The organism is Deinococcus alpinitundrae, from assembly GCF_009982895.1.
Taxonomy (GTDB): Bacteria; Deinococcota; Deinococci; order Deinococcales; family Deinococcaceae; genus Deinococcus; species Deinococcus alpinitundrae.
Genome location: NZ_WXZL01000003.1, coordinates 175,241 through 192,062 on the forward strand (window position 1 = coordinate 175,241; position 16,822 = coordinate 192,062).

Below are 16,822 nucleotides of genomic sequence, written 5' to 3' on the forward strand. Positions count from 1 at the left end.
ACTTAGTCGAGCAACCCGATAGCAGTGGGAGCGTCCTCGTGGGCATTCTCGGCCAGCGCCTCGAACTCGGTGACATTGTTGATCTCGGTGCCCATGCTGATGTTGGTCACACGTTCCAGAATCACTTCCACCACCACCGGCACGCGGTGCTCGTGCATCAAATCGCGGGCCTTCTCGAAGGCAGGCAGAATCTCGTCGGGGTGGGTGACGCGCAGCGCCTTGCAGCCGAGACCCTCCACCACTTTAAGGTGATCGACGCCGTAACCCTGCAACTCCGGCGAGTTGATGTTGTCGAAGGCCAGCTGCACCTGATAGTCCATCTCGAAGCCGCGCTGCGACTGGCGAATCAGGCCCAGGTAGGAATTGTTGACCAGCACCTGCAGGTAGGGCAAATTGAACTGCGCCCCCACCGCCAGCTCCTCGATCATGAACTGAAAGTCGTAGTCGCCGCTGAGTGCCACCACCTCGGCCTCGGGGCGGGCGGCGGCCACGCCCAGCGCGGCGGGCACCGTCCAACCCAGCGGTCCGGCCTGCCCGGCGTTGATCCAGTGGCGCGGCTGGTACACGTGCAGAAACTGTCCGCCCGCGATCTGCGAGAGGCCGATGGTCGTCACGTACACGGTGTCCTTGCCGAAGGCGCGGTTCATTTCCTCGTAGACGCGCTGCGGCTTGATCGGGACGTTGTCGTAGTGGGTCTTGCGCAGCAAAGTGGTCTTGCGCTCGCGGCATTCTCCGGCCCAGACGCTGCGGTCCGGCAGCTTGCCCTGGGCTTTCCACTCCCTGGCGACTTCCACGAACAGCTTCAGCGCGGCCCCGGCGTCACTGACGATGCCGAAGTCCGGCCCGAAGACGCGCCCGATCTGGGTGGGTTCGATGTCCACGTGGACGAACTTGCGCCCCTCGGTGTAGACGTCCAGCCCGCCGGTGTGGCGGTTGGCCCAGCGGTTGCCGATGCCCAGCACAAAGTCCGAGGCCAGCAGGGTGGCGTTGCCGTAGCGCTGCGAGGTCTGGAGGCCCACCATGCCCGCCATCAGAGGGTGGTCGTCAGGGATGGTGCCCCAGCCCATCAAGGTGGGAATCACGGGCACGCCCGTTACCTCAGCAAATTCCTGAAGCAGCGCCGAGGCGTCCGCATTGACGACACCGCCGCCCGAGACGATCAGGGGCCGCTCGGCTGCTGTGAGCATGCCCAGCGCCTTCTCGATCTGGGCGCGGGTGGCAGCGGGCTTGTACACGGAGAGCGGTGCGTAGGTCTCAGGATCGAACTCGATCTCGGCCATCTGCACGTCGAACGGCAGATCGATATGCACCGGGCCGGGTCTGCCCGAGCGCATCACATGGAAGGCCTGCTGGAACACCATCGGCACCTGGGCCGGTTCGCGCACCGTGACGGCCCACTTGGTCACCGGCTTGGCGATGCTCTCGATGTCGACGGCCTGGAAATCCTCTTTGTAGAGTCGGGCGCGCGGGGCCTGCCCGGTGATGCACAGAATCGGCATGCTGTCGGCGATGGCGGCGTACAGCCCGGTGATCATGTCAGTTCCGGCGGGGCCGCTGGTGCCGATGCACACCCCGATGTTGCCTGCCACGGCCCGGGTGTAGCCGTCGGCCATGTGTGAGGCCCCCTCGACGTGGCGCGCCAGGATGTGCTTGACCCCCCCGATCTTGCGCAGTGCGGCGTAGAGCGGGTTGATGGCCGCTCCCGGCACCCCGAACGCAGTGTCCACCCCTTCCAAACGCAGCACGTGCACAGCCGCTTCCGCAGCAGTCATTTTGGGCATCTCCATTTCCTCCTTGAAAGGAGCCTAAGCGCCCGATCGCTATTTGTCAATCCGTAGAAGTAATTTTTACAGAATAGAAATCAGAAGTGATTGAGACAGTTGGTCACAGCCATGAGGGGCGACGAAGGATGAGCCTGGATTGGCGGACGTTGTAGGGGGCTATTTCCACACATCAAAAATTAAATCCGTTCTTTGACAAATGAGGGCCGAATATGTTAAATCATGCTTACCGCTGCCGTACCCTGGTATTCGCCCTACCTTCTTGCAGGAGACTCCTTGTGACCCGATCCCGTGCCCACCTGCCGACGCCCCGAGCGCTACCTGCCGGGGACCGCGCCGTATGACTCCTGCCGAACGCGAGCGGACCTCCACCGCCCGGATCGCCACTGTACAAATCAAAACTGGCCAGATCGACTGGGCCGCCCTGACCGACCGCGTTCTGGCCTGCTGCGCCGACATCGCCGCCTGCACCGAGGTGCCTGGCCAAATCACCCGCACCTTTCTGTGCGCGCCGATGCGGGACGTGCATGCCCGACTGGGGAGCTGGGCCGCCGAACTGAACCTGGAAACCCAGGTAGACGCGGGCGGCAACTGGCGGGCCGTGCGCCGCAGCGCCGATGCGGCGGCCCCCACCCTCATCATCGCCTCGCACCTTGACAGCGTGCCCAACGCCGGGGCTTACGACGGCGTGCTGGGCGTGGTGCTGGGACTGGCCCTGCTCGAAGCGCAGGGTGCGGTCCCACTGCCCTACCACGTCGAACTGGTGGGCTTTTCCGAGGAAGAGGGCGTGCGCTTCAGCGTGCCATTTATTGGCAGCCGCGCTTTGATCGGCACGGCTGACGTGCTGCTCGACCTTGCCGACACCCAGGGGCAGACAGTGGCGCAGGCCATCACCGCCTACGGCCTCGACCCTGCCGAGCTGGACGCGGCCCGTTTCGTGGGTGAGGTACTGGGCTACTTCGAGATTCACATCGAGCAGGGGCCGGTGCTGGAGGCCGAGGGCCGCGCTGCCGCGCCGGTCAGCGCCATCGCCGGGCAGGCGCGGCTCAATCTCAGCCTGACTGGCAAGGCCAACCACGCCGGAACCACCCCGATGGGCCTGCGCCGTGATGCCCTCACCGGCGCGAGCGAGCTGGTGCTGGCCGCCGAAGAACTGGCCCGCCAGACCCCCGGCCTGGTCGCCACCATTGGGTCTATGCACGTGCTGCCCGGCGCGAGCAACGTCATTCCCGGCGAGGTGCAGTTCACGCTCGACGTTCGCCACGCTGAGGACGCAGTGCGTATGGAGGCCCTCAGCAAGCTGCTGAAGCGGGCCGAACAGATCGCCACTGAGCGCAGCTTGACCTTCGCCAGCGAACTGCGTATGGAGGAGCGGGCCACCCCGATGGACCCTGGCCTCGGCGCACTGCTGGCGGCCGCGCTGGAAGCCGAGGGCCGCCCCGCTGCGCCGTTGGTAAGTGGGGCTGGACATGACGCCATGCTGGTGGGGCAATTCTGGCCCGCCGTGATGCTGTTCGTGCGCAGTCCCGGCGGGTTGAGCCACCACCCCGACGAGACGGTGCTGCCGGGCGACGTGGAAGTGGCCCTCAAGGTGGGCACCCGCTTCCTGCGCCTGCTGGCCGATCAAGGCCGCTGACCCGCACCCCGCCCCGGCCCTCGAGCCTCCCCAGCACCCCCACCCAGGAGACACACGCCATGACCAACCGCCCCAACTTGCAGCAACTCGGCCAGACCCGCAGTGTCGTGGACCCGAATTTCGCGCTGATCACCCCCGAAACCTTCATCCGGACGCAGGTGGCCGGGTGGACCAACACCACCTGTGTGGTTCACATCGCCCCGGTGATGGGCCTGGGCGCGCGCTTCTCGCAGTACACCGCTGAGATGCAGCCGGGGGCCAAGGCCGTCGCCCCGCCCAGCGGAATTCAGCGCTTCGTCTTTGTGCTGGAGGGTGAACTGGAAGTCAGCGTCGGCGGTGAGACGCGGCGATTGGGCGAATACGACTACGTATACCTGCCTGCCGATACCGAGAACACCCTGCACGCGGCCGGAACTGCCCGCGTCAGCGTGTTCGAGAAGCGCTTCGCAGCGCACGCTCGGGGCCTCCCCAGTCCCCAGGTGGTGTTTGGTAACGAGCGTCAGGTGGCCGGGTTCGAGTTCGAGGGCGACCCCGGTTTGATTGCCCGCAAGTTACTGCCCGACGAGGCGCAGTTCGACTTCATCGTGACCACCATGAGCTACGCGCCCGGCGCGACGCTGCCCTACGTGGAGGTTCACTACATGGAACACGGGCTGCTGATGCTGGAAGGTGAGGGCCTCTACCGCCTGGGCGAGCGCTACCTGCCGGTGACGACCGGCGACGTGATCTGGATGGGCGCGCACTGCCCGCAGTGGTACGGCGCGCTGGGCAAGACCTGGAGCAAGTACCTGCTCTACAAGGACATGAACCGTCAGGTGCTGGATCTCAAATAACGGGCCTTGAGCTCACCCGCGCCGAACAGGAGAAGACATGACTACCCAGCCCACTGAGTCCCAACCTTCCGCAACCCAGCCACTCAGCACCCACTACGATGTGCGCCGCGACGCTGCCGGACACCGTTACCTGGCTCCTTTTGTTCACGGCTTCGACCTTACCCGCATTCCGCTGCTCAACAAGGGCACGGCCTTCACCGAGGCCGAGCGCGAGGTGCTGGGTCTCGACGGGTTGATTCCGCCGCAGGTGGATACCCTCGACACCCTGACCAAGCGGGTTTACCGCGATTACCTCAAGGTGATGGAGCCGCTCGACAAGCACGTGTTCCTGCGCAACCTGCAAGACCGCAATGAGGTGCTGTTTTACTCGCTGCTGAGCAGCCATGTCGAGGAGATGCTGCCCATCGTCTACACCCCCACAGTCGGCTTGGCGGTGCAGGAATTCAGCCGCATCTACCGGGTGCCGCGCGGCCTGATGCTCTCGACGCGCACCATCGCCCGCGTGAATCAGGCGCTCGCCAACGTGCCGCTCAACGACGTGCGGATCATCGTCGCCACCGATTCGAGCGCCATCCTGGGCATCGGCGACCAGGGCTTCGGCGGCATGGGCATTTCCATCGGTAAGCTCAGTCTCTACGTGGTCGCAGGCGGCGTCGGCCCCGACAAGACCTTGCCCGTCGAGCTGGGCGTGGGTACGGGCCGCCAGGACCTGATTGACGACCCGGATTACCTGGGCGTGCGCCACCCGCGTCTGACCGGCGGTGAGTACGACGCTTTTCTCGACGCTTTCGTGGAGGGCGTCAAGGCCCGCTACCCCAAGGCCATCATCCAGTGGGAGGATTTCTCCAAGGACACTGCCTTCCGGGTGCTGGAGCGCTACCGCAAAGCGGTGCCGAGCTTCAACGACGACATTCAGGGCACCGGAGCGGTCACGCTGGCGGGCGTCCTGCGCGCCTGCGCCGTCAAGGGCGAGCGGCTGCGCGATCAGGTGGTCGTGATTCACGGCGCGGGCGCAGGCGGCGCGGGCGTGGCCACCGCCATCCGCGAGGGCATGCGGCGTGAGGGCCTGACGCCGGACGAGGTGATCCGGCGCGTGCTGGTGCTCGATTCGCGCGGCTTGTTGACCGATGATCGCCAGCTCGAAGACTACAAGCGCCCGCTGGCCACGCCGAAAGCGGTCACCGAGGGCTGGACCGGCACCGACCTGCTCAGCGTGGTGAAGGAGGCCGGGGCCACCGTGCTGCTGGGTCTCAGCGGCCAGGGCGGTATCTTCAGCGAGGCCGTGGTGCGGGCGGTGCAGGCCAACGCACCTCGGCCCATCGTGTTCCCGCTGTCCAATCCCACCGCCAACTGCGAGGCGCTGCCCTCGGACGTGCTGAAGTGGACGGCCGGCCAGGCACTGGTCGCCACCGGCAGCCCCTTTGACCCGGTCAGGCTTGGCGAGCAGACCTACGCCATCGGCCAGGGCAACAACGCCTTCATCTTCCCCGGCCTGGGCTTCGGCGCGGTGCTGTCGGGCGCGCGCGAGATCACTGACGAGATGGTACTGGAAGCGGCCTACGCCCTGACCGACTACAGCGCCGCCGCGTACCCAGATCGGTTGTATCCGCCGGTGAGTGAGCTGCCCACCGCCAGCATTCAGGTGGCGGTGCGGGTCATTGAGCAGGCGCTCCGTGAAGGCGTGGCCCAGGAAGCGGACCTGGCCGGGCTGGACCGGGTGGCCCTGACCAAGCTGGTGCGCGACAAGTTCTGGCGGCCCGAGTACCTGCCGTTCCGCCTTCCCGAACAAAACTGAGCGCGCAGGATTGATCACGGAGGGCAGACCTCCTGTACTTTTTCAGTGGCCCCACCAGCGAATCAAGGCTGGTGGGGCGCTTTATCGTGCAGCGACCCGGCCGGTCGCCTCCTCGGTGGCCAGTTGCCGTGCTTGGAGCGGCCAGCGTTGCTCCAAGCGCAGCCCGAAGCCGGTCCATCGCCACAGACTCAGGTTCCGGCTGAGTGCTCCAGGGCCGCGCGGGTAGGTTGTTTCCAGCGTGGCCAGGCGGCCATCCGGCAGCGCGCTCAGGGCCATGACCGGCTGGTAGAGGGGACTGCCGACCCAGCGTTCCCGGTAGCGCCCACCGCCGAGCGGCGTCAGCACGGCGATCTGGGCGCTCAGACCTGCCGCGTCGTGGTTGCCGAGTACAGGCGATGGCAGCGTGAGCCAGCGCCGGGTGGGCCAGTCTTTCCAGGGTCGCCACACCGCCAGCACGCAGTCGGGCTGTCCGTCGCCGGTCACGTCGGCGTATGTGGCGTCCAGCACGCGCCACTTGGGTGGCAGTCGCAGCGCTGGGCAGGGCCGGTTCAGCCGCACCTGCCCGGCGGGCGTGAGCTGGCCCCGGCTGTTGACCGCCTGCCAGGACGCCGCGCCGCCCCCGGCCAGGGCGGGCAGCAAGCTTGAGAGTAGGCCCAGGGCCAGCAGACCGGCCCCGCTCATGTTCCACCACCTCACAAAGCGCACCGGGGCAAGTCCAGCCGCGCCAGAGCAACCTCCGCTTCCTCACCGTGGGCCAGCTCGGTCTGCCCGGCCCGGTAGCGGGTGGGCACCGCGCAGGCGGCGTGCAGATGGTCGAGCCGCAGGCGCACCACCGCCCCGATGCGGGCGCTCGGAAACGGCTGGTCGAGCAGCAGGTTGCCCAGGCTGTAGAGAATCAGCGTGCGGCCCAGCAGTTCGTGGCCTTGCAGAACGTGCGGGCCGCTCCCGATCACCAGTGTGGCTCCGGCCCCGGCCAGTTGCCGGGCCAGTCGGCGCTGGCGCTCGGTGATCGGCCCATACTCGCCGCCCCAGTGAACGCCGACCACCACGTAGCGGGCCTGGGTCGCCGCCCGGCGCAGGGCCACCAGGGGCGGCGGGGTCAGGCCGTCGTCAAAAAAAGCCAGCCAGGCGACCTGGCGACCCGCGACCCGGCTGAACTGCGGCGTGCGGGTGACGGGCAGCAGGTGGTGTCGCCGCAGCATCTGGCGACTTTGCCGCTGCCCGGTCGTACCCCCGTCGAGGGCGTGGTTGTTCTCGGTGCCCAGCTGGGTCAGGGTGCGCAGGCTGCCCACCCGCGCCGGACTGGCCCGCAGATCAAACCCCCTGGTCTGGGCCGGGGCCGTCGTGAGCGGCGATTCCAGATTGGCGTAGCTGGCCTCGGCCCGCAGCGCTGCCGCGACGGCGCGCAGGGGATCGCCGGGCCGAACAGTCCTGGCCAGGCTGATATCGCCCGCCAGCGCCAGCGTCGGGGCGGTCGGGCGGACGGGTGCCGCCGGGCCGGTTGCGGCGGCCAGCCCGGCACACAGGATCAGCCGGGAAAGCTGCCGCCCGCGCACCGCTAGCGCACCACCACGCCGCTGAGCCAGGGGTGGTTGGTGGGCCGCTGGCCCGCTTTCAGGCGGGCCCGCCACGCCTCGTCAGTCAGCCGCTGGGCCAGCGGCACGGTAAATTCGTACTGTGAATACACGCCGCCGCGCGCGATCTGGGTGCCGCCCCGGCCATCCGGCACCAGCGCGTAGAGTTCCTGAACCGTGCCGGTGGCTTCTTCGAGCACTTGGCCGCCGCCCGCATCGGTGGCGATATCGGCGACCACCCCGGCGAAGGGCGTTTCGCTGAACTGCGGGGTGCCGCTGTCCTCGCCGCCCTCCGGATCGGTGCTGGCGGTGGTGAGTTCTTCGAGCCAGCCGCCGTAGAAGTGAATCCGGTCGTAGTCGTCACGGCTGATCTTGCCGCCGGAAAGCTGGCGCTGACTGACCGACTGGAGGAAGGTGAGGGTGCTGTCCAGGCTGGCCAGGTTGCTGGCGGTGCGCTCCGACAACACGCCCTGGGCCTTGAGCACCGCTCTGGTCTGCTGTTCGAGCTTGAGCAGGCGTGCCCAGAGTGCCAGATTCGGCTCGACGTAGCCGCGCGGGTGCTCCGGTTCCTCGCCGCCGCCCATCTCGGCCATGACCTGCTTGGCATAGAGCAGCGTGTCGTGGCGCAGTTCGGTCCACGATCCCAGCGCGGTGAGCAGTTCCTTGCGGCTCCAGGCGGGTGTGCGCATGAAGGCCGGAAAGCGCCCATCGCGCGCTTCGGGCTTGGCCAGCGCTGCCAGGGTATACACCCAACCGCTGTAGAGGTTGGCGTTCCAGTCGGCGGGCGTCAGTGCTGAGAACTGCTGCGTCACCTTGCCGAGCTGTGTGCCGAAGTTCCTGAACTTGAAGTCCCCTGCCCGCTGCAACTCGTTGCGGGCCGCCGCGCTGCCGAGGGCGGCCATCAGGTCCAGGCCGCGCGGCAGCGTTCTGGGGCTGTCTATGTCCCCGACCTCGCGGTAGACGAGCTGCTGCAGGGCCGCGCCGTCGAGGGTGAAGCGCTGACCCATCAAGCGCCAGCCCAGCGTCTCGCGCTGGCGCACCGCCGCGCCCTCGCCGGGCCGGGCCACCACAAACACGCTGTTGACACGCGGCGCAGGCAACTGCGCCAGCGCCGTCTGAAGCGCTGCGAGCCGGGCCGGGTCCGATAAGCCGCGGATATCCGGCCCTAGAGTCTGCTTGATCACGGCGGCGTACTGGGTAAAGTTCAGGTCGTCGCTCGCGCCGATCAGCAAGGTGGTCGGCTGATAAATCCGGTTCCAGAGCTTGCTGGCGGCGGCGTCCTGGCCCAGCAGCCGGGTCAGCAGCGCGGCGGTGCGGGTTTCGCTGGCGTCTGCGACCCGCAGGTTGATGCGCCCCAGCCAAGTCATCGCCTGGAAGTACTGCCTCAGCGCGGCGCTGCGGGTGTAGTGGCCCCTGGGCACGTACTGTGAGTAATCCTCGGTGAAATCCGGCGCGGTGAAGATGGGTGAGGGACCGACACCCTGATGCGCCGCGATCTGCTTGAGTTGCGCCGTGACCATGCCGCGCACGGCGGCGGGCGGCTGGGCTGCCGGGTCGATCAGTCGCTGGGCCACCGCCAGATACGCCAGTGCCTGAAGCGAGTTGGCAGCCAGCGGCGTGCCCGAGAGGGCCTGGGCCTGCGCCTGCGCTTGCGGAACCAGCCGGGCCAGCATCGCTCTCAGGCTGGGGGCCAGGCTCTCGCGCTCCAGATCGCGCAGCAGCTTGTCGAACACCAGATGGTAGATGTGCAGCGCCGAGTCGGTGGTCACGAAGACGGGCTGCTCGGCGTAGCGGGTGGCCTCGTAGAGCTGGTGAAACTGCCGCCACTGCTGCTGGTCGGCGGGCGAGATGACAAAGCCCTGGCGCGTGAGGGCCGTTCGCTGGGCCGCGCTCAGCCCCGGCAGGCCCTGGTCCTTGTCGCCGCCCAGTAGCGCCCGGTTGCTGACGCCCTTAAGGCTGAACGGCAGCCTGTAGCTGGCAGCCTGAACTGGAAGGCCGGTCAGCAGCATGAGCGGAATCGCAGCGGCCTTCAGGAATCTCACCATCGTTCAAGTATAGGCAGTTCGAAGGCTGGGGGCGCAGCGAAGTCGGCGCGGCGAACCGGGCCGCCGGGTGGGTCAGCCCGGCGCCCCGGCCACCACCAGCGCTTCCAGCTCACGCGGGTAGAGGCTCAGGCGCTCGTTGCCGCTGGACGTGACCACCAGCGTATCCGAGTGGCGAAATCCGGCGAACTGAGGCACGTAGAGGCCCGGCTCCACTGAAAACACCATGCCGGGCTCGATGACGGTGTGGTCGTCCAGGTCCAGAAACGGGTGCTCGTGGCCTTCCATTCCGAAAGCGTGCCCGGTGTGATGGCGCACCAGATGGTCCATGCCCAGCTCGTTACGAATGAAGCGCCGCACGTCAGTCTCGACCTCGGCACAGGTGCGGCCCGGTCTGAGGGCGTCGAAACCGCGTTGCTGGGCCGCGAGCATCGCCTCAAAATACTTGACAAATTCCGGCCCCGGCTCACCGACGATCATGGTGCGCTCCAGCTCGGATTCGTAGCCGCCCACCACGCCGTAAGCGCCAGTCACCAGCACGTCGCCCGCCGCCACCGCGCCCGCTTCGTGCAGGCCGTGCGGGTGGGCGGTGTTGCTGCCGCGAATGAACATGGCGTTGGCCGGGAGGCCCTCGCGCGACTTGGGCACGTAGCGCCCGCCCAGCTCGGAGAGCATCTCGCGGGTGGCCTGCAAGCTGGCGGTGTGCGACACCAGCAGCTCCTCAGCCCCCACCTGAATCTGCTGCTGCATCAGTCGGTGGGCATAATCGCCCCAGCGGCAAGCCTCGGTCATCAGGGCGATCTCGGCCCCGCTCTTGATCATCCGCAGGTCGTCGACCAGGGCCACATCTGCCGTGACCGGCTGCCCCAGCACCGCGCTCAGGTTCGGTCCCCGGTAGCCCCAGTGGTGCCCGTAGCCCTCCAGATCAGCGGCCAGCGGCTTGCCCAGCACGCCCAGCCGTCCCAGCAGTTCGCGCAGAAACGTCAGGGGGTGCTTTCCGGAGCCGCCGCCGGGGTACTCGGGATAGCTGGCCGAGTCGTCGAGCGGCGGTCCCTGCTGTTCAAAATGACTGAGTTCGAGCTGCGGCAGCAGGGCGGCCAGGGTGCCGTCCGCCGTCAGCACCAGGGCGATGGGCCGCTCGGTGGGGGAGAAGAAGAAGCCGGAAAGGTACGCGACCCGCGTCGGCCCGAACACGCACATGGCGTCCAGCCCGCGCGCTTGCAGCAGCGCGCAGAGCTTTTCGCGGCGCAGTCGGTACTCGTCGGCGCTGATTTCGAGTCTGGAGAGGGCCCCAGAGAAGGCTGGCGGTGGCGCTGAATCGGGCATGATGCTCACTCCTTCAGATGGGAAGCCGAGGGGAGGGGGAAACTCAGTCGCTGCCGATCGGCTCGGCACTCATCGGCTGACGAATGAGTTCGTTGGCGCATCTCGAAGCCATCCCCATGACGGCCTGGCTGACTTCCGGCACTCGCACGCGGCTCAGGCGGCTGGTCGGCCCGGCCACCCCGATGGCGGCGATGACCTTGCCCGCGCCGTTGAAGACGCCTGCCGACAAGCAGCGCACGCCCACCTCGCGCTCCTCATCGTCGAGCGCGTACCCCTGTTCTCTGACGCGGCGCAGTTCCATCAGCAGCGCGTCCTCGTCGGTAATCGTGTGCGGCGTGCGGGCCGGCAGCCCCGACTTGCGGATGATCTCGTCGAGGCGGGCGGGCGGCAGGTCAGCCAGAAAGACCTTGCCCACATCTGAGCAGTGCAGCGGCGCGATGCTACCGGGGGTGGTGAACATCCTGACCATACTGAACGGCTCGACCTGGCTGAGGTACATGGCGCTGGTGCCGTAGAGCTGAGCGATGTGGGCGGTTTCGCCGGTCAGCTCGACGAGCTCTTGCAGGTAGGGCCGCACCCGCCGCACCAGGTCGTAGCGCAGGTGCAGCGCACTGCTGATGTCCACAATCTCGGGGCCGATGTCGTAGCGCTTGGTCTGCGGGTCCTGAAACACGTAGTTCTTGACTGTCAGGGTCTGAAGAATGCGGTGGATGGTGCTGGGCGCGAGGTTCATGGCCTGCGACAGCTCAGCGATGCTCAGGGATTTATTGGCCGCCACGATGGTGTTGACGATGTCGAGGGCACGCTCGACGCTCTGGACATTCTCGCTCATGAAGGCTCACTCACAACAGCCCGCGCGCAGAGAAGACTCGTGTTGGATTCGAGGCATGGTCTGGAAAGCTTACGCGCCGAACATCTTCAGGCTGCGGGGTGACTGCATCTGGCCGTAGAGCGTTTCGATGAAGGCGGGCCAATCGGCTTCGCTGACGTGCTCGCGCACCTCACGTACCGCCTCGTTACCGAACCAGTACGAGGCGATAAACGGTCCCCGGAACGGATAGCTGGCGAAGCGGATGCGGCCCTCGATCCAGGGTTTCTGGCCGAATGACATGCGTTCCAGAAAATCCGTGATCCGCCCCTCGTCCCAGCCCTCGCCCATCTGATACCACGCGGCGCTGGTCGCGCTGGCGCTGCGAATCCGGCGCAGCTGCTGGTGAATGGCGTCGTTCTCGTCATCCAGCCAGTCAATCAGTTCCACGCCCTGATCGCCGATGCCTTCCTGCACGCAGCCGGTGACGGCGTTGGCCGTGCACAGCAGCACGTCCATGGTGCTCTCGCCGCTCTGCGCCTTGTCACGGGTGTACAGCAGCTGGGTGGAGTGGCCGGGAAATACCTCGTGGCACACCAGATGCTTGAGGGCCGAGCGGGTAAAGCTCAGATCGACATTGAGGTCCATCTGGCCCAGGTTGAAATTGCAGCGGGCAGTGTAGGGCACGTCCCGCAGGGCATTGAGCTGCATGGTGTAGTCGCCCGTCGGGTAAATGCGGGCGTCGGTGCGGCGCTGGGCCTCGGCCATGAGTTCCTTGAAGACGGGTTCGAGTTGCGCCGAGTCGAGGGTGCGCTCGGCTTCCCAGCGGTGAATCCGCTCGGCGAGGGGACCGTGCTGGATGCCCGCTTGTCCCAGCAGGGCCTCGAGCTGGCCGTGCATGGCGCTGAGTTCCTCGTCCGAGATCGGAGCGGCGGGCACGCCGACCAGCCCTTCGAGCTTCTCGCGGAAACTCAGCACCTCGCCCTCGAACAGCCGGGCCGCCGTCTTGAGGGAGCGCAGCATGTCGGTCAGGAAGGTGCGGCGCATGCCCTGCGGATAGGGCCTGAGCAGTTCCTCCAACTGCCCCAACTCGGTCTGAACAGCGTCCCAGTCGTTCAGGGCCAGCGGCGGCACCAGATCGTTGCCCAGGTAGATTGGTACCAGCCCTTCGCTGTCGAGAACGCCGTGCCCGCGCGAGAGTCGCCGCTCGAGATGGTCCATACCAATGGTGAGGGCGGTAAGCCGCTGGCCGAGCAACGCATCATCAACAGTCCTGTCCTGGTTCTGCATGTTGTTCCTCCTGGAATGGACCTCATCATTCCGCCAAATGGAACTTCAAGTCAAGAGGCGGTTCCGCAGGGTGGAAGAAAACGACTGTGGCTATCTTGACTTTCTCAAGCAGTCTGCCTAAACTGCTCTCTAAACCTTTCCCCAATATACGGTTTTTTGAGCGTTCTGGCCGCACTTCTCTCTCAGCAACGGAGGTAGGACGATGGGTAATCAGAAGCAGTTCGGGTATTCCGTCAGACAGAAAAGCGCCCGCTTGGCGTTCGCCACTTTCATTCTACTGGGTGGAATGAGTCTGGCCCAGCAGCGGGGCGGCACCCTGACGGTGGGGCTGAGTTACGACATCGACACCCTCAACGTTTACTCCACCGGCTACCTGGGCGATGTGCAGGCCACCGTGGCCGAGGGACTGCTCGCGCCCAACGAGAAGGCCAAGTACGTGCCGGTGCTGGCGACCACCGTGCCGACCATCAAGAACGGCGGCATCAAGGTGGCCGCCGACAACAAGAGCATGGTCATCACCTACAAGCTGCGCCCGAACGTCAAGTGGTCGGATGGCCAGCCGTTTACCTCGGCTGACGTGAAGTTCACCTGGGACGCGGTCAAAGACCCCAAATTCATCGCCGAGTCCAAAGACGGCACCGAGGACATCGCCTCGATCGACACGCCCAATCCGCTGACTGTGGTGGTCAATTACAAACGGGTGGCTCCCGACTTTGCCAGCACGCTGTTTACCTTCGGCATTCTGCCCAAGCACACCCTGGAAGGCAAAGACCTCAACACCGACAACTACAACCAGATGCCGCTGGGCACCGGTCCCTTCAAGGTCACGCAGTACGTCAAGGGACAGTACGTGGTGCTGGAGCGCAACCCGTACTACTGGCGCAAGGACAAGGCCGGCGTGCAGCTGCCGTACCTCGACAAGATGATCTTCAAGATCATTCCTGACAGCAACACCCTGGTGACGCAGCTCAAGTCCGGCGAGATTCAGATGGCCACCAGCGTGCCGTATTCGCAGGTGCCGCAACTCGCCAGCCAGTCCGGCCTGAGCATCGTCAAGAATCCGGTGCTGTCCTGGCAACACCTCGACTTCAACCTCAAAGGCCCGGCGGCCTTCCGTGACGTCAATGTGCGCAAGGCCTTTGCCTACGCCCTGGACAAGTCCACCGTCTCCAAGGCACTGGGCGGTTACCCGGTGCCGATCAACACAGTGGTCGTGCCGGTCTTCTCGTACAGCAACAAGAACGTGCCGAAGTACCCCTACGACCTCGCCAAGGCCAAGCAACTGCTCGACGCCGCCGGCTACAAGCCCGGCGCGGACGGCATCCGGGTCAAGGACGGCGTGCGCATGAGTTACAACATCATGGTGCAGGCGGGGCGCTCCACTGACGAGGACGCCGAACAGGTCATCATCGCCCAGATGAAGGCGCTGGGGGTCGAACTCAAGCCCGACAACAAGTCCGGCGTGGCTTTCCGCGACGCGCGCTACAAGGGCGGCTACGATCTGTTCTACAGCGGCTGGATCACCTCGGCTGACCCCTCCTACAGTGTCTTCTTCGGGAGCAAAGGCCCCAACAACGGCCAGGGCTACAGCAATCCCAAAATCGACGCGCTGCTCGCCACGGCCGACAGCACGCTCGACCCCACGGTGAGAACCAAGGCCCTGCGCGACTTCCAGACGCTGCTGATGCAGGACCTGCCCAGCATTCCCGTCGCCACCAACCCGTCGATCATCGTGGTCACGGATAAGCTCGGCGGCTTCGTGTCCAACCCCACCAACATGACCAATTTCGTCAACACCAGCGGCTGGTACTTGAAGAAGTGAGTCTACCGGCCCCGACTGCCGCTGACACAGGGTACCGGGGCCTTCTTATTGCGCCGGGAGAATGCCATGAGTTTGACGTACGTATTTAAGCGCCTGCTAGGGATGCTGCCACTGCTGCTGGGCGTGTCGTTGATTCTCTTCGGCGTGCTGCACCTCGCGCCGGGTGGCCCGCTGGACGTGTATGCCGACAATCCTTCGGTGACGCAGGAAGCCCTGGAGCAGATGAAACGCGCCTTCGGGCTGGATCAGCCGATTCCGGTGCAGTACGTCAAATGGGTCGGGGCCTTTGTCCAGGGCGAGTGGGGATTTTCCATCCGCACTGCGCAACCGGTGGTCGAAGAAGTGCTCGCGCGCCTGCCGGCCACCCTGATGCTGGGCGGCAGCGCCTTCGTGCTGGCCCTGATCATCGCTGTTCCGCTGGGCGTTCTCAGCGCCACCCGGCGGTACTCGGGGGTGGATTACCTCATCACGCTGCTGTCGTTTCTGGGCATCAGCACCCCGGTCTTCTGGCTGGCCCTGATGCTGCAACTGCTCTTCTCGGTGCAGTGGCGGGTGCTGCCCTCGGCCGGGATGCAGACCATCGGAGACGGCTCTTTTCTGGACGTGCTGCGCCACATGCTGCTGCCCACCTTTATCCTGGCGTTCGCCTCGGTGGCGGGCTGGAGCCGGTACATGCGGGCCAGCATGGTGGAGGTCCTGAACCAGGACTACGTGCGCACGGCACGCGCCAAGGGCGTCTCCAACCGCCGGGTCACCTACGCCCACGCCTTTCGCAACGCCTTGATTCCGGTAGTCACGGTGGTGGCGCTCGATTTCGCCTCGATCATCTCCGGCGCGGTCATTACCGAAACGATCTTCGCCTGGCCGGGGGTGGGGCGGCTGTTTATCGACTCGATGAACGGGCGCGACTATCCGGTGCTGATGGCCTTACTCATGGTCGGCTCATTCGCGCTGATTCTCAGCAACCTGCTGGCCGACCTGGCCTACAGCCTCATCGACCCCAGGATTCGCTATGACTGATACCCTGCCCACCCTGAGTGCGGGCCGCCGGGCGCGGCGCGAGGGCTTCTGGCCCACCCTGATCCGGCGTTTTTTGAAGCACAAGCTGGCCGTCACCGGGCTGATCATGCTGACGCTGCTGGCGTTGCTGGCGCTCTTTGCTCCACTGCTGACGCCCTACACCTTCGACGGCCAGGACCTGAGCATCATTGGACAGCCGCAGCCGCCGAGTGCCGCCCACTGGATGGGCACCGACCAACTGGGCCGCGACGCTTTTACGCGGGTCTTGTACGGCGCGCGGATTTCCCTGATGGTGGGGCTGTTCAGTGCCCTGCTCGCCACCAGTCTCGGCACCCTGATCGGGGCACTGTCGGGCTACTACCGGGGCTGGATCGACACCACCCTGATGCGCCTGACCGACGTGGTGCTGTGCATTCCGCTGCTGCCGCTGATCATTTTGCTCTCGGGCATTCTGCGGCCCAGCGTGACGCTCCTCATCTGCATCATCGGCGGGTTGAGCTGGATGGGCACGGCCCGGCTGGTGCGCGGCCAGTTCCTGACCCTGCGCGAGCGCGAGTTCGTGGAAGCGTCGCGTGCCCTGGGCGGCCGCGACAACCGGGTGATGTTTCGCCACATTCTGCCGAACGCCATCGGCCCGATCATCGTCTCCACCACCCTGTCGGTGGGCGGCGCGATCATGCTGGAGAGTGCCCTGTCGTTTCTGGGCCTCGGCGTGCAGCCGCCGACGCCGACCTGGGGCAATCTGCTCAACTACGCCAGCCAGTGGTTGACGGCCGCGCCGTGGCTGGCCCTCTTTCCAGGACTGATGATCCTGCTCACGGTGCTGTCGGTCAATTTTCTGGGCGACGGCCTGAGAGACGCGTTCGATCCACGCAACTGAACATTCACGCTTAAG

The 16,822-nt window shown here is 66.0% G+C and carries 13 protein-coding genes; 6 read left to right on the top strand and 7 right to left on the bottom strand.

The window, feature by feature from the left end:
- Positions 1 to 2: 2 nt before the first annotated feature.
- Complete coding sequence (gcl, locus tag GUI70_RS03900; RefSeq protein WP_161880994.1) at positions 3 to 1,781, bottom strand: glyoxylate carboligase; 1,779 nt, start codon at positions 1,779 to 1,781, stop codon at positions 3 to 5.
- 340 nt (positions 1,782 to 2,121) lie between these two features.
- On the opposite strand from gcl, the gene GUI70_RS03905 reads away from it, so the two are divergent.
- From GUI70_RS03905 to GUI70_RS03915, 3 genes are read left to right on the top strand one after another with little or no spacing between them, the layout of a single operon-like run.
- Complete coding sequence (locus tag GUI70_RS03905) at positions 2,122 to 3,417, top strand: allantoate amidohydrolase (RefSeq protein ID WP_161880995.1); 1,296 nt, start codon at positions 2,122 to 2,124, stop codon at positions 3,415 to 3,417.
- A gap of 59 nt (positions 3,418 to 3,476) precedes the next feature.
- Positions 3,477 to 4,250, top strand: a complete 774-nt coding sequence (allE, locus tag GUI70_RS03910) for a (S)-ureidoglycine aminohydrolase (RefSeq protein WP_161880996.1) — start codon at positions 3,477 to 3,479, stop codon at positions 4,248 to 4,250.
- A gap of 37 nt (positions 4,251 to 4,287) precedes the next feature.
- Positions 4,288 to 6,045, top strand: a complete 1,758-nt coding sequence (locus GUI70_RS03915; protein ID WP_161880997.1) for an NAD-dependent malic enzyme — start codon at positions 4,288 to 4,290, stop codon at positions 6,043 to 6,045.
- 81 nt (positions 6,046 to 6,126) lie between these two features.
- On the opposite strand, the gene GUI70_RS03920 is transcribed toward GUI70_RS03915, so the two are convergent.
- From GUI70_RS03920 to GUI70_RS03945, 6 genes are all read right to left on the bottom strand, one after another.
- Positions 6,127 to 6,726, bottom strand: a complete 600-nt coding sequence (locus GUI70_RS03920) for a hypothetical protein (protein WP_202630390.1) — start codon at positions 6,724 to 6,726, stop codon at positions 6,127 to 6,129.
- Positions 6,727 to 6,737: 11 nt separating this feature from the next.
- Positions 6,738 to 7,601, bottom strand: coding sequence for a CapA family protein (locus tag GUI70_RS03925; protein ID WP_161880998.1), 864 nt, complete (start codon positions 7,599 to 7,601; stop codon positions 6,738 to 6,740).
- Between the two features lie 2 nt (positions 7,602 to 7,603).
- Complete coding sequence (locus tag GUI70_RS03930; RefSeq protein WP_161880999.1) at positions 7,604 to 9,664, bottom strand: DUF3160 domain-containing protein; 2,061 nt, start codon at positions 9,662 to 9,664, stop codon at positions 7,604 to 7,606.
- A gap of 72 nt (positions 9,665 to 9,736) precedes the next feature.
- Entirely contained in the window at positions 9,737 to 10,987 is a 1,251-nt protein-coding gene (locus GUI70_RS03935; RefSeq protein ID WP_161881000.1) for a M24 family metallopeptidase, read from the bottom strand.
- Between the two features lie 43 nt (positions 10,988 to 11,030).
- Entirely contained in the window at positions 11,031 to 11,819 is a 789-nt protein-coding gene (locus tag GUI70_RS03940; protein ID WP_161881001.1) for an IclR family transcriptional regulator, read from the bottom strand.
- Between the two features lie 69 nt (positions 11,820 to 11,888).
- Positions 11,889 to 13,085, bottom strand: coding sequence for a hypothetical protein (locus GUI70_RS03945; RefSeq protein WP_161881002.1), 1,197 nt, complete (start codon positions 13,083 to 13,085; stop codon positions 11,889 to 11,891).
- A 286-nt stretch (positions 13,086 to 13,371) separates the two neighbouring features.
- Here GUI70_RS03945 and GUI70_RS03950 point away from each other — a divergent pair, with 286 nt between their 5' ends.
- The 3 genes from GUI70_RS03950 (at position 13,372) to opp4C (ending at position 16,807) form a co-directional block, all read left to right on the top strand.
- Positions 13,372 to 14,907, top strand: coding sequence for a peptide ABC transporter substrate-binding protein (locus GUI70_RS03950; RefSeq protein ID WP_161881003.1), 1,536 nt, complete (start codon positions 13,372 to 13,374; stop codon positions 14,905 to 14,907).
- Positions 14,908 to 14,973: 66 nt separating this feature from the next.
- Entirely contained in the window at positions 14,974 to 15,927 is a 954-nt protein-coding gene (locus GUI70_RS03955; RefSeq protein ID WP_161881004.1) for an ABC transporter permease, read from the top strand.
- Positions 15,920 to 16,807, top strand: coding sequence for an oligopeptide ABC transporter permease (gene opp4C / locus GUI70_RS03960; RefSeq protein WP_161881005.1), 888 nt, complete (start codon positions 15,920 to 15,922; stop codon positions 16,805 to 16,807). Before GUI70_RS03955 ends, opp4C begins: the two co-directional genes overlap by 8 nt.
- The last annotated feature ends 15 nt before the right edge of the window (positions 16,808 to 16,822 follow it).

What these genes read in the sequence shown, in the direction of transcription:
- gcl (WP_161880994.1), bottom strand. Translation starts at nt 1,781, where the DNA reads ATGCCCAAAATGACTGCTGCGGAAGCGGCTGTGCACGTGCTGCGTTTG.
- GUI70_RS03905 (WP_161880995.1), top strand. Translation starts at nt 2,122, where the DNA reads ATGACTCCTGCCGAACGCGAGCGGACCTCCACCGCCCGGATCGCCACT.
- allE (WP_161880996.1), top strand. Translation starts at nt 3,477, where the DNA reads ATGACCAACCGCCCCAACTTGCAGCAACTCGGCCAGACCCGCAGTGTC.
- GUI70_RS03915 (WP_161880997.1), top strand. Translation starts at nt 4,288, where the DNA reads ATGACTACCCAGCCCACTGAGTCCCAACCTTCCGCAACCCAGCCACTC.
- GUI70_RS03920 (WP_202630390.1), bottom strand. Translation starts at nt 6,726, where the DNA reads ATGAGCGGGGCCGGTCTGCTGGCCCTGGGCCTACTCTCAAGCTTGCTG.
- GUI70_RS03930 (WP_161880999.1), bottom strand. Translation starts at nt 9,664, where the DNA reads ATGGTGAGATTCCTGAAGGCCGCTGCGATTCCGCTCATGCTGCTGACC.
- GUI70_RS03935 (WP_161881000.1), bottom strand. Translation starts at nt 10,987, where the DNA reads ATGCCCGATTCAGCGCCACCGCCAGCCTTCTCTGGGGCCCTCTCCAGA.
- GUI70_RS03940 (WP_161881001.1), bottom strand. Translation starts at nt 11,819, where the DNA reads ATGAGCGAGAATGTCCAGAGCGTCGAGCGTGCCCTCGACATCGTCAAC.
- GUI70_RS03945 (WP_161881002.1), bottom strand. Translation starts at nt 13,085, where the DNA reads ATGCAGAACCAGGACAGGACTGTTGATGATGCGTTGCTCGGCCAGCGG.
- GUI70_RS03950 (WP_161881003.1), top strand. Translation starts at nt 13,372, where the DNA reads ATGAGTCTGGCCCAGCAGCGGGGCGGCACCCTGACGGTGGGGCTGAGT.
- GUI70_RS03955 (WP_161881004.1), top strand. Translation starts at nt 14,974, where the DNA reads ATGAGTTTGACGTACGTATTTAAGCGCCTGCTAGGGATGCTGCCACTG.
- opp4C (WP_161881005.1), top strand. Translation starts at nt 15,920, where the DNA reads ATGACTGATACCCTGCCCACCCTGAGTGCGGGCCGCCGGGCGCGGCGC.